Origin of the sequence: Kitasatospora sp. NPDC059327, from assembly GCF_042752535.1 — a bacterium.
Lineage (GTDB): Bacteria > Actinomycetota > Actinomycetes > Streptomycetales > Streptomycetaceae > Kitasatospora.
This window is the reverse complement of sequence record NZ_JBHYYB010000045.1, coordinates 46,567-70,196: the sequence shown is the minus strand read 5'-3', so window position 1 is coordinate 70,196 and position 23,630 is coordinate 46,567. Positions and strand designations below refer to the sequence as shown.

Genomic DNA, 23,630 nt, shown 5'->3' with positions numbered 1-23,630 from the left:
AAGAGGGGGCGGGGGTGCCCGGACCCCCGGCCCACCCGCACGGCAACCACTCCCCGTGGCCCGCGGCCGGCCGCCCGCCAGGGCGTCGGCCGCGGTTTCTCCCGCACTCACCCACCGGGCGGCCGCGCCTTCGCCGACGCGGCCCCCTCCCGGGGTGAGCAGGCCCGGCCGGACCGTCAGGTCCGACCGGGCAGGCCCGCTGGGTTGCGCAAATCACCCATATCGGGATCTAAGCACATCAATCTCGGAAATCTCCGACGCGCCGCCGACATTCCCGGACACGCCCGGCGGACGGAATAGACAGGAGGTCGACACCCCGACCCCAACCCTCCGGGAGGCCGTCCATGACCATCGCCACCGCCAAGCTCTCCGACCCCACCGTGCGCGCCGCCGTCACCGCGATCAACGCGGGCGACCGGGCGGCCTTCACCGCGCTGCTCGCCCCGGGCGCGACCATGTCGGACGACGGCTCGGACCGCGACCTGCACGACTGGATCGACCGCGAGATCTTCAGCAGCCGCGGACACATGGACGTGCAGAGCGAGTCGGACCACGGGCGGGCGCTCGTCGCCAACTACAGCAACGAGACCTGGGGCGAGATGCGCACCGCCTGGCGCTTCGTCGTCGAGAACGACCGGATCAGCCGCTTCGAGACCGGCCAGGCCTGACCGCCCGGGCCGGGGCGGCGCACCGGCCCCGGCTCCCGGGGCTCAGACCCGGCCGAGGCACTCCCGCACCGCGGCGATCAGCGTGCGGGAACGGACGTCCCCCGTCACCCCAGGCTGCATGCCGTTGGTGACGTAGCCGAATCCGAGGCCGAGCTCGGGGTCGGCGAAGCCGAGCGAGCCGCCCCGGCCCGGGTGGCCGAAGCTCGCCGGCGAGGCCATCAGCGCGGTCGGGCCGTGCCGGAAGAAGCCGAGACCGAAGGTCGAGTTGACGATCAGCACCCGGTCCGGCCCGCTGACCACCGGCCCGGCCGCGCGGGCCAGCACCTCCGGTCCCAGCAGCGGCGGCAGCGCCGTCCCCGGCGCACCGCCGTGCCGGTCGGCCGCGCCGACGAGCGCCGCGTAGAACCGGGCCAGCGACCGCGCGGTGCCGATCCCTCCCGCGCCGGGGATCTCGGCGGCCTGCACCGCCGGATCGTTGAGGTCCACCCCGGGCCGCACCGAGGCGAAGGCCCGGGCGGTCAGCGAGGCAGGGTCCTGGTAGGCGTCCCGCACCGCCTGCTTGGGGCGCAGCCGCAAGCCGCTCGGGCCGCTCCGGGCGGCCTCCGGCGCGGGCAGGTCCACCAGCCGGCCGACCCTGGTCGCGACCCCGGCCGGCAGCCCGATCCACAGGTCGAGGCCGAGCGGCCGGGCGATCTCCTCGGCGAAGTACTGGCCGACCGTGCGCCCGCTCACCCGGCGGACCACCTCGCCGACCAGCCAGCCGAACGTGTAGGGGTGGTAGCCGTGCGCGGTGCCGGGCTCCCAGGCGGGTGCCTGGGCCGCCACCGCCGCGACCGCCCGCTCCCAGGTGAGCACGTCCTCCAGCCGCAGCGGCACGTCCAGCGCCGGCACCCCGGCCTGGTGCGAGAGCAGCCAGCGCACCGGCACGTCGCCCTTGCCCGCCGCCCCGAACTCCGGCCAGTACGCGACGACCGGCGCGTCCAGGTCGAGCTGTCCGCGCTCGGCGAGCAGCAGCGCCGTGGTGGCGGTCAGGCCCTTGGTGACCGAGCGCAGCACCTGCGCGGTGTCGGCCGTCCACGGCACGGCCGGCGCGGGCCGCCCGCCGACCTCGGGCCGGGCGTCGCCGCCCCACAGGTCGACCACCTTGCGCCCGCGCAGGTACAGCGAGAACGCCGCGCCGAGCTCCCCGTACTCACGGAAGTTCCGCGCGAAGGCCTCCCGTACGGGCTCGAAGCCCTCGGCCGTCTCGCCCCGGATCTCCACCACCGCGCGCCCCCGAAGTCGTCCGGATTCTGTCGTGCCCGCGTTCGAACCGGGCCCGGAAACCCTAACCTGTCCGTCATGACCAACCCTGCCGAAGAGCTGCTGGACGTCGTCGACGAGCACGACCGGGTGATCGGGACCGCCCCGCGCGGGGAGGTGTACCAGCGGGGGCTGACCCACCGCTGCGTCTTCGTCCTGGTCAGCGACCGGGCCGGGCGGATCTTCACGCACCGGCGCACCGACACCAAGCTGTTCGCCCCGGGCTTCCACGACATGTTCGTCGGCGGGGTGGTCGGCGCCGGTGAGACGTACGCGAGCGCCGCCGTCCGGGAGGCCGAGGAGGAGCTCGGGGTCAGCGGGATCGAGCCGCGCCCGCTGCTCAAGTTCCTCTTCCGGGAGGAGGGGCTCTCCTGGTGGTGCGACGTCTACGAGGCCCGGTGGGACGGCCCGGTCGAGCCGCAGGAGTCCGAGGTCGCCTGGCACGCCTGGCTGACCCCGGAGGAGCTGGACGCCCGGCTGGCCCGCGACGCGTTCGTCCCGGACGGTCTGGAGGCCTACCGCCGCTACCGCGAGCTGCGCGCCGCGTAGGGGCCGGTCCGTCCGGGCGCCACCCGGCGGCCGGCAAGATCCACGGCGGCCGTCCCGGCCGGATAGGGTGACGCCCATGGCTTCCCGTACGCCGTCGGCGGCGCCCACCTCCCCGCGCACCGGCCGCAGCGGCGGCCGGACCGCCGGCGCCCCCGCCGGGCCGAGTTCCCGGGCCGGGGAGCACACCCCCGCCGAGCCGAGCACCCCTGCCGAGCCGAGCACCCCTGCCGAGTCGAGTACCCGGGCCGGGGAGGGCGTCCCGGCCGGGAAGGGCGGCGAGCGGCCGCGCCGGCGGCTCAGCGTGGACGAGCGGCGCGAGCAGCTGATCGCCGTCGCGCTGGAGCTGTTCAGCCGGCGCCCGCCCGAGGAGGTGTCGATCGACGACATCGCGGCCGCCGCCGGTGCCTCCCGCCCGCTGGTCTACCACTACTTCCCCGGCAAGCAGGCGCTGTACGAGGAGTCGCTGCGCCGGGCCGGGCGCGAGCTGGCCGGCCGGTTCGAGGAACCGGCCGACGGCCCGCTCTCCGAGCGGCTGTACCGGGTGATGGGCCGCTACCTGGACTTCGTGCAGAGCCACGGGCCGGGCTTCGCGGCCCTGCTGCGCGGCGGCTCGGTGGCGGCCAGCGCCGGGACGTCGGCGGTCATCGACGAGGTCCGGCGAGCCGCGCACGACCAGATCCTGTCCCATCTGGCGGTCCCCTCGCCCAGCCCCGGCCTGCGGCTGACCGTCCGCGCCTGGATCGCCAACGCCGAGATCACCTCGCTGGAGTGGCTGGGCGAACGGTCGGTGCCGCTGGAGGAGCTCCAGCTCCACCTGGTCCAGGAGTTCGTGGCGGCCCTGACGCTGACCGCCGCCCGGGAGCCCGCGCTGGCCGCCGAGCTCGCCGGCTTCTTCGCCGACGAGCGCCCCGACGGCCCGACCGGCCGGCTGGTGCGCGAACTCGCCGCCCTGTTCGCCGACCCCGGCATCGCGGACGCCGTCACCGCGCTGGTGGTCGAGCCCCCGAACTGACCGGACGCCGGTTCTGCCCCGGCGGCGGCCTCTGATAGGAATGTGCACGGATCTGACGGCGCGCCGGTCACCGGCGCGCCCGGACCCGTCGAACCACCGAACGCACACGCAGCAGAGCGGGGGGCTCATCAGTTGACCCAGGACGGGCAGTTCAGCGCGGAGACCAATCCCTTCGCCCCGGCGGAGCAGGTGTCCGCGACGCTCGGCGCGCTCACCGAAGCCCTCTTCGAGAAGCACGCCTCGCGGCACCCGGCGGCTTCGCTGACGGCACTGCGGGCCGGCGTCCACCCGGCGGCCGAGGCACTGTTCAACCTTCCGCTGGCCCCGAACGGTCCGGTGCACGACGCCGTCGACCGGCTCGGCACCGTGGTCACCGCCGGGACGGCCCGCCCGGGCACCGGCGCCCCGCTGGCCGGTCCGACCGCCGAGGCGCTGTTCGCCCGCTACGGCGGCGGACCGGTGCGTGGCGCGGTGACCGACCGGGGTGTCCCCTCGGCCGCCCGGTTCGGGCTGCCGGTGACCGGCGAGGTCGCCGCCCCCGAGCTGCGTCCGCCGTTCGCCGCCGCGCTGGCGGCGCTCGCCTCCGGGCAGCAGACCCGGCAGCCGGTCGAGCTGGCCACCGGCGCCGGCGCCGAGGTGCGGCTGGTCGTCCCGCCCGGCTTCCATCCGCTGACCTCTCCGGGCGGCCCGGTCGGCGTCTCCGCCCGGACCGTGCCCACCGGCCCGGCGGACGGTGTGGTCACCGCCAAGGGCCTGGACCCGGCCACCGGAGCGGCCGCCGCCGAGCTGACCGCGCATCTGGCCGAGGTCGCCGAGGAGCTGTTCAGCGGCACCGGTCCGGCGCCGCGCCGCGACTTCGCGGTGATCGCCGCCGGCCTGGCCGACACCGTCACCGCCTCGGGCACGGTCTACGCCGGCGTCTGCGCCCTGGAGGTGGCCGGCCGCCCGACCGACGCCACCCTGGTGATCTCGCTCGCCCGGCACCCGCTGCCGATCACCGGGCTCGCCACCGAACTGGCCACCGTCCGCCGGCACGCCGAGGTCTGGACGGTCCTGCTGCCGGCCGGCCCGGCCGCCGTCCTGGTCGAGGCCCGCAGTGTGCCCGTCCCCGGCCCGCTGGCCGCCGACGGCCGGCGGCGCTGGGCGGTCACCTCGGTGGTGGAGGCGTTCGTCCCGCTGCCGGACGGCGTCTCGGTGCTCTGCGTCCAGCTGACGACCGCTCAGCCGCAGGACTGGAACGTGTACACGGAGGCGTTCGCCGAGCTGTTGAAGAGCGTGCAGTTCGGCTGGGACGGCGTGGCCGGGCAGCTCGCCCCGCCGGCGCGCGCCTTCGCGCCGGCGCCCACCGCGACCCCGGCCCGGGGCGTACCGGCCGAGGCCTTCGCCGCCGCCGAACCGGCGCCCGCCGCGAACGTGCCGGCCGACGCCACACCGCTGCCGGTCCACCTGCGCGGCACTCCGGTCCGGATCCCCCCGGCCGACTTCAACCCCTTCGCCCCGGTCGCCGACCCGACGCCCGCCGAACCGCTCCTGGTCCCGGACGACAGCCCGGAGGCCGCCGAGCGCCGGCCCAAGGGCACACCCGTGATGGTCCCGCCGCCGGACTTCGACCCCTTCGCGCCGCAGGCCTCGACGTTCACCGACACCACCGTGCCGGACGCGGCGGAGGCCGCCGAGCGCCGGCCCAAGGGCACACCCGTGATGGTCCCGCCGCCGGACTTCGACCCCTTCGCCCCCCTGCCGCCCGACACCCTCGCCCCCGCCGCCCCCGAGGCCGCGCCGACCGCCGTCCAGGCCGTCGACCCGTTCGGCACGGTGACGGTCGACCAGCCGCGCGACCCGTTCGGCACCACCCTCCCGCAGCAGGCCGCGCCGGTACCGCCGCCGCCCGCGGCCCCGCCGGCCGTCCCCGCGCCGACCGTCACCCTGCCGACCGCCGACCCGGTGGCCGAGGACGCGACGGACGACCTGGACCGCCGGCCCAAGGGCACGCCCGTGATGGTCCCGCCGCCGGACTTCAACCCCTTCGCCCCCCTGCCGCCCGACACCCTCGCCCCCGCCGCCCCCGAGGCCGCGCCGACCGCCGCGCCGGAGACCAGCCCCTTCGGCTGAGCACCTCGCCCGCACCCGAAGCCGGACCGCCGAAGCCCGACCACCGCAGCCCGCACCCGAAGCCGGACCGCCGCACCGGGCGGCCGCCCCGAGCAGGGGCGGCCGCCCGGTGTCGTCGCGCCCCGTCCCGGCAGGTCGGCCCGGGTCCGCGGGCCCGCCCGGCCCGGGCCGGGCGGCACGTCCTGCCATGTCCACAACCGTCAACTGGTACAGACCTATTGCCAGTTGCCGACCGGCTCCCTACTCTCGGGGAGCACAGGATCCTCACGGCACCCCGACGGCCGAGGGCTCCGGTTCCGCGCCGCCCCAACGGCCCGGAGCTCCCGCACGCAGCTCCACGCACCTGACACCTCCCCACAGGTAACGGGGCGCTCCGGCCTGCTCGGAGGCCCCAGGACAGGAGCCACATCCATGCGCAGACGTCGGATCAAGCTGCCCCTGCTGGCGGCCGGGACCCTGCTCGTCCCCCTGCTCGCCGTCTCCCTGCCCAGCACCGCCGCCCACGCCGCCGGCTCCGCCACGGCGACCTTCACCAAGGGCAGCGACTGGGGCAGCGGCTACGAGGGCAGCTACACCGTCACCAACGGATCCAGCGCCCCCCTGACCGGTTGGACCCTGGAGTTCGACCTGCCGGCCGCGAACACCGTCGCCTCGCTCTGGAACGCGACCTACACGACGGCGAGTTCGCACGTCACGGTGAAGAACCCCGGCTGGGCCGCCAACCTCCCGCCCGGCGGCACCTACAACTTCGGTTTCAACATCGCCTATTCGGGTGCCTACAAGCCGCTGCTCAACTGCAAGCTGAACGGCCAGCCCTGCGACGGCACCGGCGGGGACCAGACCGCGCCGAGCGTGCCGGGCAGCCTCCAGGCCGGCACCACCACCCAGACCACGGTCGACCTGTCCTGGACCGCGAGCACCGACAACGTCGCGGTCACCGGGTACGACGTGTACCAGGGCACCACCAAGGTGGCCACCACGGACGGCACCGCCACCGGCGTCACCGTCCAGGGCCTGACCGCCGGCACCGCCTACCAGTTCACCGTCCAGGCCTTCGACGCGGCGGGCAACCGCTCGGCCGCCGCCGGACCGGTGAGCGCGACCACCAAGCCGCCGACCGACCCGGACAAGCAGGCCCCGAGCACCCCCGGCACCCCGCTCGTCACCGGCTCGGACGCCAACAGCGTCTCGCTCACCTGGGGGGCCAGCACCGACAACGTCGGTGTCACCGCCTATGACGTCTACAACGGCACCGGACTCGCCGCGACCGTCACCGTCACCTCGGCCACCGTGGGCAACCTGGCACCGGACACCTCGTACACCTTCACGGTCAAGGCCCGCGACGCGGCCGGCAACGTCTCCCCGGCCTCGAACGCGGTGACCGGCAAGACCCAGCCCGGCGGCAGCAACCCCGGCGCGCTGAAGATCGGCTACTTCACCCAGTGGAGCATCTACGCCCGCGGCTACAGCGTGAAGCAGCTCGACACCTCCGGCTCGGCCGGCCGCCTCACCACGCTCAACTACGCCTTCGCCAACATCCACCCGACCACCAAGCAGTGCTTCATCACCAACAAGGCGGCCGGGCCGGACAACGACCCGAACGCGGGTGACGGCGCCGGTGACGCCTGGGCCGACTTCGGCAAGGGCTGGGACGCGGGCAGCTCGGTGGCCGGCACCACGGACACCTGGGACCAGAAGCTGGCCGGCAACTTCAACCAGTTGAAGCAGCTCAAGGCCAAGTACCCCAACCTCAAGATCCAGATCTCGCTGGGCGGTTGGTCGTACAGCAAGTGGTTCTCCGACGCGGCCGCCACCGACGCCTCCCGCAAGGCGCTGGTCAGCTCCTGCATCGACATGTACATCAAGGGCAACCTGCCGGTCATCGACGGCCGCGGCGGCGCGGGCAGCGCGGCGGGCATCTTCGACGGCATCGACCTCGACTGGGAGTGGCCGGCCTCCGGCGGCCACGACGGGAACATCTTCCGGCCCACCGACAAGGCCAACTACACCCTGCTGGCGCAGGAGTTCCGCCGTCAGCTGGACGCGCTCGGCACCACCACCGGCAAGCACTACACCCTGAGCGCCTTCCTCCCGGCCGACCCGGCGAAGATCACCGCGGGCATCGACATCCCCGGCCTGTTCGGCGCCTTCGACTTCGCCACCATCCAGGGCTACGACTACCACGGCGGCTGGGAGATGAGCACCAACCAGCAGTCCGCCATCAAGCTCGCGGCCGGTGACCCGAGCACCCCGGACCGCCAGTTCAGCTCCGAGATCGCCATCGGCGCCTACGTCAACGGCGGCGCCCCGAAGAGCAAGCTGACGCTGGGCATCCCGTTCTACGGGCGCGGCTGGACGGGTGTGCCGCGCGGTACCACCAACGGCCTGTTCCAGTCGGCCACGGGCCCCGGCCCGGGGACCTACGAGGCCGGGTTCGAGGACTACAAGAAGCTCAAGCAGATGGCGACCGGCGGTGGTTACACCATCTACCGGGACCCGGTCGCCGGCCACGCCTACATCTACAACGGGTCGGTCTTCTACACCTACGACGACCCGATCGAGATCGCCCGCAAGACCGCCTGGATCAAGTCCCAGGGGCTGGCCGGCGCGATGATCTGGGCCTTCGACGGGGACACCCCCAACGGCGAGCTGATGGCCGCGGTGGACAACGGCCTGAAGTAGACCGCGGGCCCGGCCTGGCCCGGCGAGCCGCTCAGTCGGCGCGGCGGGCCAGGTGCACCACGTCCGGCACACCCCGGGCCACCTCGATCTCGTGGGTGACCACGTCCGAGAAGCCCGCCGCGCGCAGCGCCTCCTCGAAGTCCGAGGAGGGCTGCGCGCTCCAGACCGCCAGCACCCCGCCCGGCAGCAGCCGGTGCCGGAGCACGGCCAGCCCGTCGGCGCCGTAGAGTCCGGCGTTGGAGTCGGTGACCGTCCAGTCCGGACCGTTGTCGATGTCCAGGCAGAGCGCGTGGTAGCGCTCGCCGTCCGCGGCCGCCAGGTACTCCAGCAGGTCGGTGTGGAACACCGCCACCCGCTCGTCGTCCAGCGCACCGGCGGAGAAGGCGCCGAGCGGTCCGCTCCGGTGCCAGTCGATGATCGCGTTCTCGCGCTCGACGATCGCGATCCGGCCCCAGCGCGCCTGCGCCACCGCGTACGCCAGCGAGAAGCCGACGCCGAGCCCGCCGATCAGCACCGAGGGCCGCTCCACCGCCGCGCCGGTGCGGTCCAGCTCGTCCAGCGCCGCCTGGATCAGCAGCCGCTCGGAGCGGCCGTCGGCGGTGTCCATCAGGAAACAGCCGTTGGCGATGATCTCGAAGTGCCCTCCGCGCCGGCGCAGCACCACCTCGCCGAACGGGCCCTCCCGCCGGTCGAGCGTGACGACGGCCTCGTGGCCGTCCCGTTCGGGCAGTGCGGTGGACATGCGGCGCTTCCTCCCAGGTTCGGGTACGGAACGACCCGGCGAACGCGTACCCGCCCGACAATAGCGGAGGTGCCGGCCGGGCCGGTCACGTCGTGATCAGCACCCCCGCGTAGCTGACACCGGCGACCATCACCCAGGAGGCCAGGCCCAGCAGGGCGATCCGCCCGCCGGTGCGCAGCAGGGTGGGCAGGTGCACCGCACTGCCGAGACCGAACAGCGCGGCAGCCAGCAGCAGCTCCTGCGCGTCCCCGGCCAGGGTGAGCGCGCGGTCGGGCAGGACGCCGGTGGTCCGCAACGCGATCATCGCGAGGAAGCCGGCCACGAAGAGCGGCACGATCGGCGGTCGCTTGCCGGCGGCCGCCGGGGCGTCCCGGCGGGCCCGGCGCACCGCGACGGCGACCCCGGCGACCAGCGGCGCCAGCAGCACCACCCGCATCAGCTTGACCAGCACCGCCTCGCGCAGCGCTCCCGCGCCGCCGGTCTGCGCGGTGGCGACCACCTGCCCGACGTCGTGCACGCTGGCGCCGACCCAGCGCCCGAACTCGGCGTCGCCGAGCCCGAGCGGCTGGTGGAGCAGCGGGAGGACGGCGATCGCCAGGGTGCCGCAGAGGGTGACCAGCGCGACGGAGGCGGCGACGTCCTCCTCCTCACTGCCGGCCGCCTGGCTGACCGCGCCGATCGCCGAGGCCCCGCAGATCGAGTACCCGGTGGCGACGAGCAGCGGCTGGTCGCCGGGCAGGCCGAGCCGGCGCCCGAGCCAGAGGGTGCCGGCGAACGTGGCGGCCACGACGGCGATCACCATGGCGACGGTGGCCCAGCCGAGGCCGAGTACATCGTCGAGGCCGAGCTTGAGCCCGAGCAGGACGATGCCGAGCCGCATCAGCCGTCGCCCGGCCATCGAGAGGCCGGGCCGGGCCACGCCGCGGACCACCGGCCGCAGCCCGGGCAGGTGGGCGGCGGCCATCCCGAGCACCACGGCCGCGGTCAGCTTGGGCACGGCGGGGACCGCCGCGTGCACGGCGAGCGCCGCGACCACGCCGAGTGCGGCGAGCAGCAGCCCCGGGGCGTCCCCGCCGAGCGGGGGCAGGGCGCGGGTGCGGACGTGCCGGTCCCGGAGGATCAGTGCCACGGCGCGCTCACCGCCGGTCGTCGGCGGGCAGCCGGTAGACCCGCCGGATGCTGGTGCCCAGCCGGGCGACGTCGGCGCCGTAGACGTGGATCGAGATGGCGGTGGCGGAACAGGCGTTGCGGACCAGGTGGATGTCGCCGGGCGGGGCGAAGGCGGCGACGCTACCGGCCGGTCCGACCACGTGGTCGGTCTCCACGAGGTGGGCGGTGCGCCCGTCGGAGACCAGCCGGTAGCGGGTCTCGCTCTCCTGGCCCTGGTGGACGCCGGCCACGCACCAGGAGACGTGGTCGTGGATCGGGGTCTGCTGGCCGGGCAGCCAGACCAGCGCCACGACGGAGAAGCCGCCGTCGGCCTCGGCGTGCAGGACGTGCTGGCGGTAGCGCTCCGGATCGCCCTCGCACTGCGCGTCGGTGAGCAGGTCGGAGTTCCCCAGGTGCGGGGCGAGCCGCTCGCCGACCAGGTAGGCGGTGAGTTCCGGCGGCAGGCCGCGGTCCACGACCGCGCGGATCTCGCCGACCAGGGCGGTCATTCGCTCGGTGAGCCGGTCGCCGCCGACCGTGGCTGAGGGTGTCATGGCAGCAGGTTCGACCCGGACGACCCATCACGTCCAAGGAGGGTTCGTTCGTCTTTCCCAACCCCCGCTTATGGGTCGCCGCGGATCAACGACCTGCCCCGCCCCCCGGGGGCGCCGGTCAACGCCCCCCGGGCAGGACACCGGTCAGCAGCCCACCCTGGCCGCGGCCGCGGACCGCAGGTTGTCCAGCACCAGCGCGGTGGCCGGGATCCGGCGGTGCTCGCGGAGCACGTACGCGCTCACCTGGCGGCGCAGGTGCGGCTCGACGGCCCGGCCGGTGACCTTGCGGTGGCACATGAAGGAGAGCACCAGCGCGGGCATCAGCGCGATCCCGACCCCGGCGGCGACCAGGCTCTGCACCGCGAGGTTGTCGTCGGTGGAGAAGACGATGTCGGGCGCGAAGCCCTCCTCCGCGCAGACGTGCAGCAGATTGGCCCGGCAGCGCGGGCAGCCGGCGATCCAGCGCTCGCCGTCGAGGTCGGCGAGCCGGACGGCGTGCCGGCGACCGAGCGGGTGGCCGACCGGCAGCAGTACGGTGAGCAGGTCCTCCATCAGCGGGATCTCGTCCAGTTCGGGCGGCAGCTCGACGGGGGCGCCCGGGTAGCGGAAGGCCAGCGCGATGTCGCACTCGCCGCGCAGCAGCCGCTGCACGGAGTCGGGCGGTTCGGCCTCCAGCAGTTCGACCCGGACCGCGGGGTGTTCGGCGAGCAGCCGGGCCATCGCCTGGGGTATCAGGGTCGCGTTGGCGCTCGGGAACGCGCAGACCCGGACCCTCCCGGCGCGCAGCCGGGCGAGCGCGCCGAGCTGCTGCTGCGCGGCGGCGAGGCTGCCGAGGATCAGCTCGGCGTGCCGGGAGAGGGCCTCGCCGGCCTCGGTGAGGCGCAGCCCGCGCCCGGCCCGGGTGAACAGCGGCACACCGACGGACCGCTCCAGTGCCTTCATCTGCTGGGTGATGGCGGGCTGGGTGTAGCCGAGTTCGCGGGCGGCGGCCGAGTAGGAGCCGGCCCGGACGACCTCGTGGAAGGTCCTGATGTGCCGCGAGTCGAATACCGGCTCCACTGCCCCTCCACCTGCCCGCTCCCCTGGTCCGAAGGAATCATAAGCAGACTTTGGAGTTGTCGGAGCTGATCCCGCTCGTCCCTATGGTTTACGGGGTTCCCGCCACACCGCTCCTACTCCTCGGGTGGCAGCCCCAGCACCAGCCCGGCCTCGGCCACCGGTGCGCCGCCCTGGGTGCTCGGGCTGCGCCGGCTGCGGCGCTCGACCCAGCGGGCCAGCCAGGAGAGGGCCAGGCACATCCCGATGTAGACCGGCGCGATCACCATCACCACCGGGATGAACGGCAGGTCGTAGTCCAGGTTGGTGGCGATCAGCTTGCCCGCGTGCAGGAACTCCTCGTAGGTGATCAGGAATCCGAGCGAGGTGTCCTTGAGCGCCACCACCAGCTGGCTGATGATCGCCGGCAGCATCGCCCGGTTGGCCTGCGGCACCAGGACGTACGCCATCACCTGGGTCTTGCGCATGCCCAGCGCGTACGCCGCCTCGCGCTGTCCTCCGGGCACCGCCAGCACGCCGGCCCGGAACACCTCGGCCAGCACCGAGCCGTTGTACAGCACCAGACCGGCCACCAGGGCCCAGAGCGGCTCCACCTTGAGCGCGACGAAGATGAAGAAGATCATCACCAGCACCGGCATGGCCCGGAAGAACTCCACCACCAGGGTGGAGCACCAGCGCACCACCCGGTGGTCGGAGAGCCGCCCGGCGGCGAACAGCGCGCCGAACGGCAGCGCGAGCAGCACCGTCCACCCGAAGGCCTTGAGCGTGTTCCCCAGCCCGCGCAGCAGCAGCTCCTGGACGCCCTTGTACTCGAAGGGCGTCCACTTCTGGGCGGTGAACTGGTTGGTGTGGAACAGCATGTAGACGATCCACCCGAGCAGTGCGGCGATCGCCACCAGTGCGATCACACCGTACAACCGGTGCCGGGCGAGCGCCTTCGGCCCGGGGACGTCGTAGAGCGCCGAGGCTTCCACCGTCATCGCGACACCGCCACTCGTCGTTCCAGCACGTTGAACACGGCACTGACAGCCAGAGTGATGATCAGATATCCGACGGCGATCCAGACGAAGGTCCAGACGATGCTGTACCCCAGCTCGTTGATGGTCCGGTAGCTGCCGAGCAGTTCGGTCACGCTGAACGAACCGGCGATCGCGGTGTTCTTGGCCAGCGCGATCATCACACTGCCGATCGGGGCGACCACCGACCGGTACGCCTGGGGCAGCACCACCACGCTCATCGTCTGGCCGAAGGTCATGCCCAGGCTGCGGGCCGCCTCGCCCTGGCCGCCGGGCACGGTGTTGATCCCCGCCCGCATCGCCTCGCAGACGAACGCCGAGGTGTAGCAGCCGAGCGCGAGCACCGCGAAGGTGAAGAACGGCAGCGTGATGTCGAAGCGCGGCAGTCCCAGCACCACGATGAAGAAGAGCAGGGTCAACGGGGTGTTGCGCAGCAGCGTCACCCAGACCGTCCCGAACACCCGCAGGGGCCGCACCGGCGAGACCCGGAAGCCGGCGATCAGCACGCCCAGCACCAGGGACAGCACGGCGCTCACCACGAACAGCGAGAGGGTGCCGAGGAAGCCCTCCCAGTAGGTCGACCAGTTGTCGGTCAGCGTTTTCACGGCGCGGCCCTCTCAGTACCGGTCGATCGGCGGCGGAGCGGGCGCGGGCACCCCGGACAGGCCGAGGGTCGCGTCGTAGGCCCGCTTCCAGTCGCCGTTCTCCTCGTGGTGCGCCAGGGCGTCGTTCAGCGCGCCGCGCAGCACGGTGTCGTCCTTCGGCGTGCCGATCCCGTACGGCTCCTGGGAGAACAGCGGCCCGACCACCTTGAGCTCGTCCGGCACCTTCGCCGCGTAGCCCATCAGGATCGTGTTGTCCGTGGTGACGGCGTCCACCTGGCCGGTGATCAGGTTGTCCACGCAGGCCGAGTAGGTGTCGTAGCCGATCAGCTGCACGTCGGGGTACTGCTTCTGGATCCGCTGGTACGGGGTGGAGCCCGCCGCCGAGCAGACCTTCTTGCCGTTCAGGTCCTGCGGGCCGTGGATGGTGTCGTCGTTCCCGCGCACCAGCAGCGACTGCCCGGCCAGGTAGTACGGCCCCGCGAAGCCGACCAGCTTCTTGCGGTTGTCGTTGATGGTGTAGGTGCCGACGTAGTAGTCGACCTGCCCGTTCTGCAGGGCGGTCTCCCGGTTGGCGGAGGCGATCGTCCGGAACTCGATCCGGTCGGGGGCGAACCCCAGGTCGGCGCCGACCATCTTGGCGATCTCGATGTCGAATCCGGAGTACTCCCCGGTGGCCGGGTTCTTCTCGCCGAGGTAGGGCTGGTCCTCCTTGGCCCCCACCACCAGGTGCCCCCGGGCACGCGCCGCGTCCAGGGTGGGCGAGCCGGTGAGTCCGGCGGCGTCCCGCACCTGGTAGCTGGGCAACGCGCTGGGCTGCGGACCCTTCGGCGGCGGCGTGCCCTCCTTGCCGCAGCCGGCCAGCAGGGCGATCAGGGCCGCGGCGGCGAGCACCCACTTCCTCGTCACGGCGCCGCCTCAGTGCTTCAGGATCTTGGACAGGAAGTCCCGGGCGCGGTCGCTCTCCGGAGCGCCGAAGAAGTCCTCGGGGGCGCGGTCCTCGACGATCCGCCCGTCGGCCATGAACACCACCCGGTTGGCCGACGCACGGGCGAACCCCATCTCGTGGGTGACGACCACCATGGTCATGCCCTCGTGCGCGAGCCCGCGCATGACGTCCAGCACTTCGTTGATCATCTCGGGGTCGAGGGCCGAGGTGGGCTCGTCGAACAGCAGCGCCTTGGGCTCCATGGCGAGCGCGCGGGCGATCGCGACGCGCTGCTGCTGGCCGCCGGAGAGCTGCGCCGGGTACTTGTCCGCGTGCGCGACCAGCCCGACCCGCTCCAGCAGGGCCCGCGACTTCGCGTCCGCCTCCGCCCGCGGCAGGCCGCGGACCTTGACCGGCGCCAGCGAGACGTTCTGCAGCACGGTCTTGTGGGCGAACAGGTTGAAGGACTGGAACACCATCCCGACGTCGGCACGCAGCTGGGCGAGCCCCTTGCCCTCCGCGGGCAGCGGCCGGCCGTCGATCGTGATGACACCGGACTCGATCGGCTCCAGCCGGTTGATCGCCCGGCAGAGCGTGGACTTGCCCGAGCCGGAGGGGCCGATCACCACCACGACCTCGCCGCGCCCCACCGTCAGCTCGATGTCCCGCAGCACGTGCAACTCGCCGAAGTGCTTGTTGACCCCGCGCAACTCGATCAGCGGCTCGAAGGCGGGCGGCCCCGGCGCCGCGGTCACTTGTCGCGCCGCCCCTTCAGCAGCCAGCCCAGCGCGCCGCCCGCGAGCAGGGTGGCGAGCAGGGCGATCCAGAGCGGCGCGGTGACGGTGAACACCCAGAACTGGATCTTCACCTTGTCGAGGTTGGCGAACAGGAACCACACCGCGAGCACGACGATGACGCCGATCCCGATGTACCGGGTGGGGATGCCACCGATCTCGCTGCGCTTGGAGCCGGACGAGCCGTCTGAAATCTTGGTCACACGCGCAGTCTGCGGGCCGATCGGCCGACTTGTCCGGTTACGCGCCCGGGAGTAACCCGCACGGGGCAACTCTTCCCCGTGCGGGTTTGCGCCGCCCCGCCGGGGCCGACGGCCGCCGGCTACCGCTCGTCCCGCCAGGAGCGCCAGAGCGCCGCGTACGGACCGCCGGCCGCGACCAGCTCGGAGTGGCTGCCGTACTCGCTGATCCGCCCGCCCTCGACCACGGCGATCACGTCCGCGTCGTGCGCGGTGTGCAGCCGGTGCGCGATGGCGATCACCGTCCGACCGTCCAGCACCCGGGAGAGCGAGCGCTCCAGGTGCCGGGCCGCCCTCGGGTCCAGCAGCGAGGTGGCCTCGTCCAGGACCAGGGTGTGCGGGTCGGCCAGCACCAGCCGGGCCAGCGCCAGCTGCTGTGCCTGCGGCGCGGTCAGCGCGGCGCCGCCCGAGCCGACCTCGGTGTCCAGCCCCTCCGCGAGCGCGTCCACCCAGCCCCCGGCGTCCACCGCGTCCAGCGCGGCGCGCAGCTGGGTGTCGGCGGCCTCCGGCGCGGCCAGCCGCAGGTTGTCCCGCAGGGTGCCGACGAAGACGTGGTGCTCCTGGTTGACCAGTGCCACCTCGGCCCGGACCCGCTCGGCCGGCATCCGCGCGAGCGCCGCCCCGCCGAGCGTGACCCGGCCCCGGCCGGGCGCGTAGATCCCGGCCAGCAGCCGGCCCAGGGTGGACTTCCCCGCGCCGGAGGGCCCGACCAGCGCGACCCGGCTGCCCGGGGCGACGTCCAGGCTGATGCCGTGCAGCACGTCGGCGCCCTCGCGGTAGCCGAACCGGACACCCTCCGCCCGGACGTGCCGGCCGTCCGGGCGGGCGTCCTCGTCGCTCTCGTGCTCGGGCACCTCACGGACCCCGACCAGCCGGGCCAGCGAGGCCTGCCCGATCTGCAGCTCGTCGTACCAGCGCAGGATCAGGTCGACCGGGCCGGTCAGCGCCTGGGCGTAGAGCACCCCGGTGGTCAACTGGCCGACGGTGATCCACCCCCGCAGGGTGAACAGACCGCCGAGCAGCAGCGTCCCCAGCACGGCCAGGGTGTAGACCGCCTCGATGGTCGGGAACCAGGCCGACCGCAGCCAGAGGGTGTACCGCTCCCAGTCGAGCCACTCGCCGAGCTTGCGGTCGGTCAACCGGACCCGCTCCTCGCCGAGGCGCAGCGTCTCGACCGTCCGCCCGGCGTCCACCGTCTCGGCCAGCACGGTGTTCACCGCGGCGTAGCCGGCCGACTCGTTGCGGTAGGACTGCGGGGCCCGCCGGAAGTACCAGCGGGAACTCGCCAGCAGCAGCGGCAGGCCGATCAGCGAGGTGAGGGCCAGCAGCGGCGACGTCACCACCAGGGCGCCGAGCACCAGCAGCAGCGAGACCACGGCGACGGCCAGCTCGGGCACCGCCTCGCGGACCGACTTGTCGAGCCGGTCGATGTCGGTGGTGCCCCGGGAGACGAGGTCCCCGGTACCGGCCCGCTCCAGGACGCCGGTCGGCAGCGTCACCGACCGGACCAGGAAGTCCTCCCGGAGGTCGGCCAGCACGCGCTCGCCGAGGACGCTGCCGCGCAGCCGTGACCACCAGGTGAAGGCGGACTGCACCACCAGCGCCAGCAGGTACCAGGCCACGGCGACCGCGATGGTGGACTCGGCGGTGCCGGTGGCCAGCGACTCGACCAGTGTGCCGAGCACCCAGGGCCCGACCAGCCCGGCCACGGTGGCCACCGAGTGCAGGCCGACCACCGCGGCGAATCCGGCCCGGTGGCGCCGGGCGAGCAGCCGCAGGTAGGCCCGGACGGCGGTCGGCGAGCCGATCGGCAGGGTGGTGGCCGGTCCCTGCTCCTGATGGACGGGGGGCTTCATGCGGTGCTCCTCGGCTGGGCGGGGCGGCGGACGGGTGAGCTGCTCAGGCGGACGGGTGAGCTGCTCATACGGTCTCCCCGACCGCAGCCGGCTCCTCGTCCCGGGTGACCACGGCGCGGTAGGCGGGCTCGGTGCGCATCAGCTCGCGGTGGCGGCCGGCCGCGGTGGCCCGGCCGGCCTGGAGCAGCACCACCCGGTCCGCCTGGTCCAGCAGCAGCGGGCTGGTGGCGAACACCACCGTGGTGCGCCCTTCCCGGCTCTCGCGCAGCCCGGTCGCGATCCGGGACTCGGTGTGGGCGTCGACCGCGCTGGTGGGCTCGTCCAGGACGAGCACCGGCGGGTCGGCCAGCAGCGCGCGGGCCAGCGCCAGCCGCTGGCGCTGGCCGCCGGAGAGCGAGCGGCCCCGCTCGGTGATCCGCGCCCGCATGGCGTCCCCCTCGCAGTCGGGCGAGCCGTCCACGAGGGCGTCCAGGACGTCCTCGGCGCGGGCGGCGGCCAGCGCCTCGGCGGGCGTGACCCGGCCCGAGGCGGGGATGTCGAAGAGTTCGGCCAGGGTGCCGGAGAGCAGCACCGGCTCCTTGTCGTGGACCAGCACCGCCGCCCGGGCCCGGGCCAGCGGGACGGCGTCCAGTTCGGTGCCGCCGAGCCGGACGGAGACCTCCCGCCGCTCGCCCTCGGCCGACGGGACGTGTCCGCCGAGCCGCTCGGCGAGCGCCCCGGCGAAGTCCGGGTCGCCGCAGACGACGGCGGTCAGCTCACCGGCCCGGGCGGTCAGCCCGGTGGCCGGGTCGAACAGGTCGGCCCGGCCGGGCCCGGTCAGCACGGCCTCGGCGGTGCCGGTCGTCCGGCTGAGCGCGAGCACCCGGGCGGCCCGCCCGGCGGAGACCCGGGCGACGCTCCAGGCGTGCGCGGCCTCGCCGAGGATCCGCAGCGGGGAGGCCAGGTAGGCGGTGGCGCCGTAGACGGCGACGAGGGTACCGATCCCGATCTCCCCGTGCGCGGCCAGCCGGGCTCCGTACCAGGTGACGCCGACCACGAACAGGCCCGGCAGCAGGACCTGCTGGGCCTGCATCAGCGACCAGACCCGGGCCGAGCGGACGGCGGCCGTGCGGACCTTCTGGGAGGCCGCCCGGTAGCGGTCGAGGAACAGCTCCTCGCCGCCGATGCCGCGCAGCACCCGGAGGCCGGCCACGGTGTCGGCGGCCAGCTCGGTCGCCTTGCCGCCGAGCGCGCGCTGCTCGGAGTAGCGCCGCTCGAACGGGCCCAGCAGTGGCCAGACCGAGGCGGCCAGGACCGGGACGCCGAGCAGCACGGCCAGGCCGAGCACGGGCTCGGTGACCAGCACCGCGACGCTGACCGCCAGCCAGACGATCACCGCGCCGCGCAACCGGGCGACCAGCTCGACGTACCAGCCGATCTTCTCGACGTCCCCGCTGCCGACGGCGACGATCTCGCCGGTGGCGATCCGCCGGGACAGGCCGGCACCGAGGTGGGAGGCCTGACGGGAGACCAGCTGGCGGACCTGGGTGGCGGCGTGGATCCAGTTCCACACCGCCTGGCGGTGCAGCATGACGGCGCCGAAGGCGGCGACGACGGCCAGGGCCAGCACGGCGGCGCCGGCCCACCGGAGGCCGGCGGCGTCACCGTCCACGACGGCCTGGACGCCGAGGCCGACCGGGACGGGCAGGGCCGCCCGGCTGCCCATCTCCAGCAGCGACCAGCAGGTGGCGAGCACCTGCCCGCGCCGCTGGCCGCGCTGCAGCCAGCGCAGGAACGCGAGGGGGGAGGAGAGGTCCGGGTCGCCGGGGTCGGCCAGCGGCAGGGTCTTCAGCGGCATGACGCTCCGTTGCGGGTGGTACGGGCGATTGACACGGACGCGCTCGGCGCGCGGTGGCGCGGGGAGCACGGGAGAGGAGGAACGCGGGGGCCGGTGCGGTCACGGCCGGAGGGGCTGCTCAGGAGGTCATGGCAGCGAGCCTGCCAAGGCGTCTGTGACCTGCGCAACAGGTTTTACGCCGCGCGCGCCCCCCTCGCAACAGCCTGCGCACGCCGGTACAGCGCGTCGGAAATTTCTTCGGCCGGCCGGGAACAATCCGGACAGTACGCCGGTTGGTGCACTCGAACCCGTAGGGACTAACCGGAGGCACCCCTTCCCGTGAGCACCATCCCCAGCGTCACCCTCAACGACGGCTCGCAGATCCCGCAGCTGGGCTTCGGCGTGTGGCAGGTCCCGGACGCGGAGGCCACGGCCGCCGTCCGCACCGCCATCGAGACGGGCTACCGCTCGATCGACACCGCGGCGATCTACGAGAACGAGGCCGGCACCGGCCAGGCGATCACCGAGGCGATCGCGGGCGGCGTCGCCCGCGAGGACCTCTACATCACCACCAAGCTGTGGAACTCCGGCACCCGCGACTGGTCCGGCCCGCAGGGCCGCGACGCGGTGCTGCGCGAGTTCGACGCCTCGCTGGCCAAGCTCGGCCTGGAGTACCTCGACCTCTACCTGATCCACTGGCCGCGCCCGATGCACGGCAGCTACCTGAACGTCTGGAAGGCGTTCGAGGAGCTCCGGGCCGACGGCCGGGTCAAGTCGATCGGCGTCTCGAACTTCGGCCCCGAGCAGCTCGCCCACCTGCTCAGCGAGGCCTCCGTCGCCCCGGCGCTGAACCAGGTCGAGCTGCACCCCTTCTTCCCGCAGGACGAGCTGCGCGCCTTCCACGCGCGGCACGGCATCGCCACCGAGGCCTGGAGCCCGCTGGGCCAGGGCAAGGAGCTGCTCGCCGAGCCCGCGCTGGTGCGGATCGCCGCGAAGCACGGCCGCACGGTGGCCCAGGTGGTGCTCCGCTGGCACCTGCAGAGCGGCATCGTCGCGATCCCCAAGTCGGTCACCCCGTCCCGGATCAAGGAGAACCTGGACGTGGCCGGCTTCGAGCTGGACGCGGCCGACCTCGTCGCGATCGCCGGCATCGCCTCCGACGTACGGATCGGCCCGGACCCGCAGGAGTTCGACTGGAACTGACACGCTCGGTGAGCACGGCCCGGGCGCCGCGCTCCTGAACGTCCGTCAATACCGAAGGCCGCCTTCCCACATTCGGGTCGGCGGCCTTCGGTACGTTGGCGAATCGTTTTGGCTGGAACTCGAAGGCGGACCCTAGAGTCTGGCCGCCTTGGCGATCAGAGCCATCGCGGGTTCGTGCTCGTCCTCGTCCAGCGGAGCGAGCAGCAGCCGCTGGACGTGGGCGACGCCCGCCGCCGAGCGGTGCAGCAGGTCCTGACCCGCCGGCGAGAGCGACAGCAGGTTGCGCCGCCCGTCCGAGGGGTCGCGCCGGCGCTGCACCAGGCCGCGCCGGACCAGCCGGCTGACCATCTCGGCCATCGTGGCCTTGTCCAGCGAGGCCAGTTCACCGACCGTGCGCTGGTCCGCGCCCGGCTCCAGTTCGAGCGCGTCGAGCACCGCGTACTGCGGCGCCGTCAGCTCCGAACCGACGTGCTCCGACCAGAGCTTGGTGTGCACCTGCTGGCTCACCCTGATCAGATAGCCGATCGCCCGCTGGGCGTCCAGCATCGGTCGCGCGTCGGTGAGGACGGCGACCGCGGCGGGTTCAAGCCTGGCTATCTTGGCCATCACCCGGACAATCTCCAGCTGCTCCTCGGCCACGAGCGGCTCGAAGAGCGTGCGCTGCACACGGACCACTCCGCCGGTGGCCTCGCGCACCGCCTGTGCGCCGCTCTGCGAGAGAGCGAGCAGTTTGCGCCGGCCGTCGGCCGGATCGCGGCGTCGCAACACCAGGCCGCGCCGGACGAGCCGGGCGACCATCTCGGCCATCGTGGCCTTGTCCAGCGAGGCGCGCTCGCCGACCGTCCGCTGGTCAGCACCCGGTTCGAGGGCGAGGACCAGCAGAACGGCGAACTGCGGAGCCGTGAGATCGGCTCCGACGTGTTCGGACCACAGACGGGTGTGTACCTGCTGTGCAACGCGGATCAGGTGCCCGGGCGACTGCTGCAGTCGCGCGGACACGCGGGTCGTCGGGATCTCCCCCAGCACCATGTATCCGTCCCGATGTCACACCCGGTGTGTGTGGGACACCCGGGTGGGGCAGTAACGGCGAGTGGGCGTCCCGCTGTGAGGGAGGGCGCTCCAGCCGTGCAGCCGGTGGCTGCTGGCGGACACTATACAAACGGCAGGCCCTCGCTGGCAGGCGGGGGCGGATAGTAGACGCAGGTTCGGCAACATTGGCATATTTACGCGCCGTGCCGACCCGTCGGTAACCCGTTCGCCGGAGAAAGCCGACCGGCCGGTCCTTACCCTCGGTCACCTGCGCCTTCCGCCCTGGCCGCGCACCCTACTCGCCGGTAGGGTGTGGCCCACTCAGCGATCCACCCTCCGCCGGACGACCCCTCGGGAGCCCCCGGCGAGATCCGAGAGAGACGAGAGCGAGCATGACCGAGCAGAGCACCGCACCCAGGGTCGCCGTCGTCACCGGCGCCGCACGCGGTCTGGGCGCCGCCACCGCCGAGCGCCTGGCGGCCGACGGCTACGCCGTCGCCGTGCTGGACCTGGAGGAGGCCGCGGGCAAGGACGTCGTCGACCGGATCACCGCCGCCGGCGGCCGGGCCCTCGCCGTCGGGGCGGACGTCTCGGACGCCGGACAGGTGCAGGCCGCGGTCGACCGGATCACCGCCGAACTGGGCGCCCCGGTCGTCCTGGTCAACAACGCGGGCGTCCTGCGCGACAACCTGATCTTCAAGATGTCCGAGTCCGACTGGGACACGGTCATGAACGTTCACCTCCGCGGCGCCTTCCTGATGACCCGCGCGGTGCAGAAGCACATGGTGGACGCCGGCTTCGGCCGAGTGATCAACCTGTCCTCGTCCTCGGCCCAGGGCAACCGCGGCCAGGCCAACTACTCCGCCGCCAAGGCCGGCCTGCAGGGCTTCACCAAGACCCTCGCGATCGAACTGGGCCGGTTCGGGATCACCGCCAACGCCGTCGCCCCCGGATTCATCGCCACCGACATGACGGCGGCCACCGCGGCCCGGGTCGGAATGGAGTTCGAGGAGTTCAAGCGCGCCGCCGCCACCCAGATCCCGGTCCAGCGGGTCGGCGTGCCCGAGGACGTCGCCAACACCATCTCGTTCCTGGCCGGCGAGGGCGCCGGATTCGTCTCGGGCCAGGTCATCTACGTGGCCGGCGGCCCCCTCGACTGACCCACCGGACCTACACAGGGTTACCACGGAGTGGGAACCGGCGAGGCCGGTCTCCCCCTCCGTTCGTTTGTCCGAGCCAGGGGAATACCTGATCGACAATCGCCCGGAATAGCGAGAGGAGACCATCGGAAAATCGGACGGAAATGACGGCGATCCGGTCATTCCGACGTCTCCCCGAAGAATTCCGAATCTCGCCGGGAGCCGCGCCGACCTGCTGGGTAGGGTCACCGGCGTGCGAGCGCCGAGTGAATTGCAGGAGAACCCGACCACCCGCCGCGAGCGCCCCCGCCGCACCGCCGGAGAATCCGGCCGGTCACCACTCGGCCGACGGTGGACCGGCTCGCTGGCCCTCACCGCGTTCGGTTACCTGATCGTGGTGGTGGGCGTCCTCCTCGACACCCCGCTGGTCGACCTCGACTGGGCCGTGGGCCTCGCCCGCCCCTACGAACGGTGGCCCCACCTGGAGCCGCTGCTCGACAACTGGGTGGTGGCCGGTCAGCGCGGCCCGTCCGCCGTCGCCGCCTTCGCCTGGCTCGGCTGGCGGGCCCACCGGCTGCGGCGGCTGCGCCCGCTGCTGGTGATGGGCGCGGCCCTGCTGCTGCTCAACGTCACGGTCGGCGCGGTGAAGATCGTGACCGGCCGGCTCGGCCCGCACTACGCCCACTACGTCGGCTCGCCCGAACTCTTCTCCGGCGGCACCATATTCCCCTCCGGGCACACCGCCAACGCCGTGGTCACCTGGGGCGTACTGGCCTACCTGGCGGTCCGCTGGCGGCGCTGCGGCGCGGCACTGGCGGGCGCCACCGCCGCCTCGGTCGGACTCACCACCGTCTACCTCGGCACCCACTGGGTCACCGACGTCCTGGCCGGCTGGGCCGCCGGCCTGCTGGTGCTGCTCGCGCTGCCCCTGCTGGAACCCCTGGTGCACGGCGTCGAGGAGCGGGTCGCCCGGCGGCGCGGGCCCGCGCTCACCCCTCCCAGCTGCGTTCCACCACCCCGTCGCGCACCGCGAGGTTGAGCCGCCCCTCCCGGTGGTCCATGGTCATCATCGCCCCGGGCGGCAGCACCCGCACGGATGCCCAGCCGTGCCGACGGGCCAGCTCCTCCGCCCGCTCCACCCGCAGCCCCGCGTAGCCCTCCGCGTCCGCTCCCGACATCGCC

22 protein-coding genes are annotated in these 23,630 nt (G+C 73.6%); 8 read left to right on the top strand and 14 right to left on the bottom strand.

What is annotated here, in order from left to right; translation table 11 throughout:
- Positions 1 to 344 precede the first annotated feature (344 nt).
- Positions 345 to 668 carry a nuclear transport factor 2 family protein gene (locus tag ACFXHB_RS25590; RefSeq protein ID WP_380576954.1) on the top strand — a complete coding sequence of 108 codons (324 nt, stop codon included), beginning with the start codon at positions 345 to 347 and terminating at the stop codon, positions 666 to 668.
- Between the two features lie 42 nt (positions 669 to 710).
- Here the strand turns inward: ACFXHB_RS25590 and ACFXHB_RS25585 are convergent, their stop codons facing one another.
- The gene (locus tag ACFXHB_RS25585) at positions 711 to 1,934 is read right to left on the bottom strand and encodes a serine hydrolase domain-containing protein (protein WP_380576953.1); all 1,224 of its coding nucleotides are present in this window, start codon (positions 1,932 to 1,934) and stop codon (positions 711 to 713) included.
- 75 nt (positions 1,935 to 2,009) lie between these two features.
- On the opposite strand from ACFXHB_RS25585, the gene ACFXHB_RS25580 reads away from it, so the two are divergent.
- From ACFXHB_RS25580 to ACFXHB_RS25565, 4 genes are all read left to right on the top strand, one after another.
- The gene (locus ACFXHB_RS25580; protein WP_380576952.1) at positions 2,010 to 2,519 is read left to right on the top strand and encodes an NUDIX hydrolase; all 510 of its coding nucleotides are present in this window, start codon (positions 2,010 to 2,012) and stop codon (positions 2,517 to 2,519) included.
- Positions 2,520 to 2,595: 76 nt separating this feature from the next.
- Positions 2,596 to 3,531, top strand: coding sequence for a TetR/AcrR family transcriptional regulator (locus ACFXHB_RS25575; RefSeq protein WP_380576951.1), 936 nt, complete (start codon positions 2,596 to 2,598; stop codon positions 3,529 to 3,531).
- 132 nt (positions 3,532 to 3,663) lie between these two features.
- A complete protein-coding gene (locus tag ACFXHB_RS25570) occupies positions 3,664 to 5,643 on the top strand; it encodes a hypothetical protein (protein ID WP_380576950.1) in 1,980 nt (659 codons plus the stop codon).
- A 411-nt stretch (positions 5,644 to 6,054) separates the two neighbouring features.
- Complete coding sequence (locus ACFXHB_RS25565; protein WP_380576949.1) at positions 6,055 to 8,325, top strand: glycosyl hydrolase family 18 protein; 2,271 nt, start codon at positions 6,055 to 6,057, stop codon at positions 8,323 to 8,325.
- Positions 8,326 to 8,356: 31 nt separating this feature from the next.
- Here the strand turns inward: ACFXHB_RS25565 and ACFXHB_RS25560 are convergent, their stop codons facing one another.
- From ACFXHB_RS25560 to ACFXHB_RS25510, 11 genes are all read right to left on the bottom strand, one after another.
- Positions 8,357 to 9,067 carry a spermidine synthase gene (locus ACFXHB_RS25560; protein ID WP_380576948.1) on the bottom strand — a complete coding sequence of 237 codons (711 nt, stop codon included), beginning with the start codon at positions 9,065 to 9,067 and terminating at the stop codon, positions 8,357 to 8,359.
- A gap of 85 nt (positions 9,068 to 9,152) precedes the next feature.
- Positions 9,153 to 10,190 carry a YeiH family protein gene (locus ACFXHB_RS25555; protein ID WP_380576960.1) on the bottom strand — a complete coding sequence of 346 codons (1,038 nt, stop codon included), beginning with the start codon at positions 10,188 to 10,190 and terminating at the stop codon, positions 9,153 to 9,155.
- A gap of 13 nt (positions 10,191 to 10,203) precedes the next feature.
- Positions 10,204 to 10,770, bottom strand: a complete 567-nt coding sequence (locus tag ACFXHB_RS25550) for a cysteine dioxygenase (protein ID WP_380576947.1) — start codon at positions 10,768 to 10,770, stop codon at positions 10,204 to 10,206.
- Positions 10,771 to 10,914: 144 nt separating this feature from the next.
- Positions 10,915 to 11,829, bottom strand: coding sequence for a LysR family transcriptional regulator (locus ACFXHB_RS25545; protein ID WP_380576946.1), 915 nt, complete (start codon positions 11,827 to 11,829; stop codon positions 10,915 to 10,917).
- A 113-nt stretch (positions 11,830 to 11,942) separates the two neighbouring features.
- Positions 11,943 to 12,806, bottom strand: coding sequence for an amino acid ABC transporter permease (locus tag ACFXHB_RS25540; RefSeq protein ID WP_380576945.1), 864 nt, complete (start codon positions 12,804 to 12,806; stop codon positions 11,943 to 11,945).
- Positions 12,803 to 13,447 carry an amino acid ABC transporter permease gene (locus tag ACFXHB_RS25535; protein WP_380576944.1) on the bottom strand — a complete coding sequence of 215 codons (645 nt, stop codon included), beginning with the start codon at positions 13,445 to 13,447 and terminating at the stop codon, positions 12,803 to 12,805. Before ACFXHB_RS25535 ends, ACFXHB_RS25540 begins: the two co-directional genes overlap by 4 nt.
- 12 nt (positions 13,448 to 13,459) lie before the next feature.
- Positions 13,460 to 14,353, bottom strand: coding sequence for a glutamate ABC transporter substrate-binding protein (locus ACFXHB_RS25530; RefSeq protein WP_380576943.1), 894 nt, complete (start codon positions 14,351 to 14,353; stop codon positions 13,460 to 13,462).
- A 9-nt stretch (positions 14,354 to 14,362) separates the two neighbouring features.
- Positions 14,363 to 15,127 carry an amino acid ABC transporter ATP-binding protein gene (locus tag ACFXHB_RS25525; protein WP_380576942.1) on the bottom strand — a complete coding sequence of 255 codons (765 nt, stop codon included), beginning with the start codon at positions 15,125 to 15,127 and terminating at the stop codon, positions 14,363 to 14,365.
- Entirely contained in the window at positions 15,124 to 15,369 is a 246-nt protein-coding gene (locus tag ACFXHB_RS25520; RefSeq protein ID WP_380576941.1) for a LapA family protein, read from the bottom strand. The genes ACFXHB_RS25525 and ACFXHB_RS25520 overlap by 4 nt, the downstream gene beginning before the upstream one ends.
- 119 nt (positions 15,370 to 15,488) lie before the next feature.
- Positions 15,489 to 17,261: an ABC transporter ATP-binding protein gene (locus tag ACFXHB_RS25515; RefSeq protein ID WP_380576940.1), complete on the bottom strand. Its 1,773-nt coding sequence runs from the start codon at positions 17,259 to 17,261 to the stop codon at positions 15,489 to 15,491.
- 64 nt (positions 17,262 to 17,325) lie between these two features.
- On the bottom strand, positions 17,326 to 19,098 hold the full coding sequence (locus ACFXHB_RS25510; RefSeq protein ID WP_380576939.1) for an ABC transporter transmembrane domain-containing protein: 1,773 nt from the start codon (positions 19,096 to 19,098) through the stop codon (positions 17,326 to 17,328).
- Between the two features lie 318 nt (positions 19,099 to 19,416).
- Between ACFXHB_RS25510 and ACFXHB_RS25505 the strand changes: the two genes are divergently transcribed.
- Positions 19,417 to 20,280 carry an aldo/keto reductase gene (locus ACFXHB_RS25505; RefSeq protein ID WP_380576938.1) on the top strand — a complete coding sequence of 288 codons (864 nt, stop codon included), beginning with the start codon at positions 19,417 to 19,419 and terminating at the stop codon, positions 20,278 to 20,280.
- A gap of 132 nt (positions 20,281 to 20,412) precedes the next feature.
- Here the strand turns inward: ACFXHB_RS25505 and ACFXHB_RS25500 are convergent, their stop codons facing one another.
- Complete coding sequence (locus ACFXHB_RS25500) at positions 20,413 to 21,309, bottom strand: MarR family winged helix-turn-helix transcriptional regulator (protein WP_380576937.1); 897 nt, start codon at positions 21,307 to 21,309, stop codon at positions 20,413 to 20,415.
- A gap of 392 nt (positions 21,310 to 21,701) precedes the next feature.
- Here ACFXHB_RS25500 and fabG point away from each other — a divergent pair, with 392 nt between their 5' ends.
- Positions 21,702 to 22,469, top strand: coding sequence for a 3-oxoacyl-ACP reductase FabG (fabG, locus tag ACFXHB_RS25495; RefSeq protein WP_380576936.1), 768 nt, complete (start codon positions 21,702 to 21,704; stop codon positions 22,467 to 22,469).
- A gap of 232 nt (positions 22,470 to 22,701) precedes the next feature.
- On the top strand, positions 22,702 to 23,487 hold the full coding sequence (locus ACFXHB_RS25490) for a phosphatase PAP2 family protein (RefSeq protein WP_380576935.1): 786 nt from the start codon (positions 22,702 to 22,704) through the stop codon (positions 23,485 to 23,487).
- Here the strand turns inward: ACFXHB_RS25490 and ACFXHB_RS25485 are convergent.
- Positions 23,438 to 23,626 (bottom strand): I78 family peptidase inhibitor, encoded by a 189-nt coding sequence (locus tag ACFXHB_RS25485; protein WP_380576934.1) that lies wholly within the window; start codon positions 23,624 to 23,626, stop codon positions 23,438 to 23,440. The two genes, ACFXHB_RS25490 and ACFXHB_RS25485, sit on opposite strands and share 50 nt — an antisense overlap.
- Between the last annotated feature and the right edge of the window lie 4 nt (positions 23,627 to 23,630).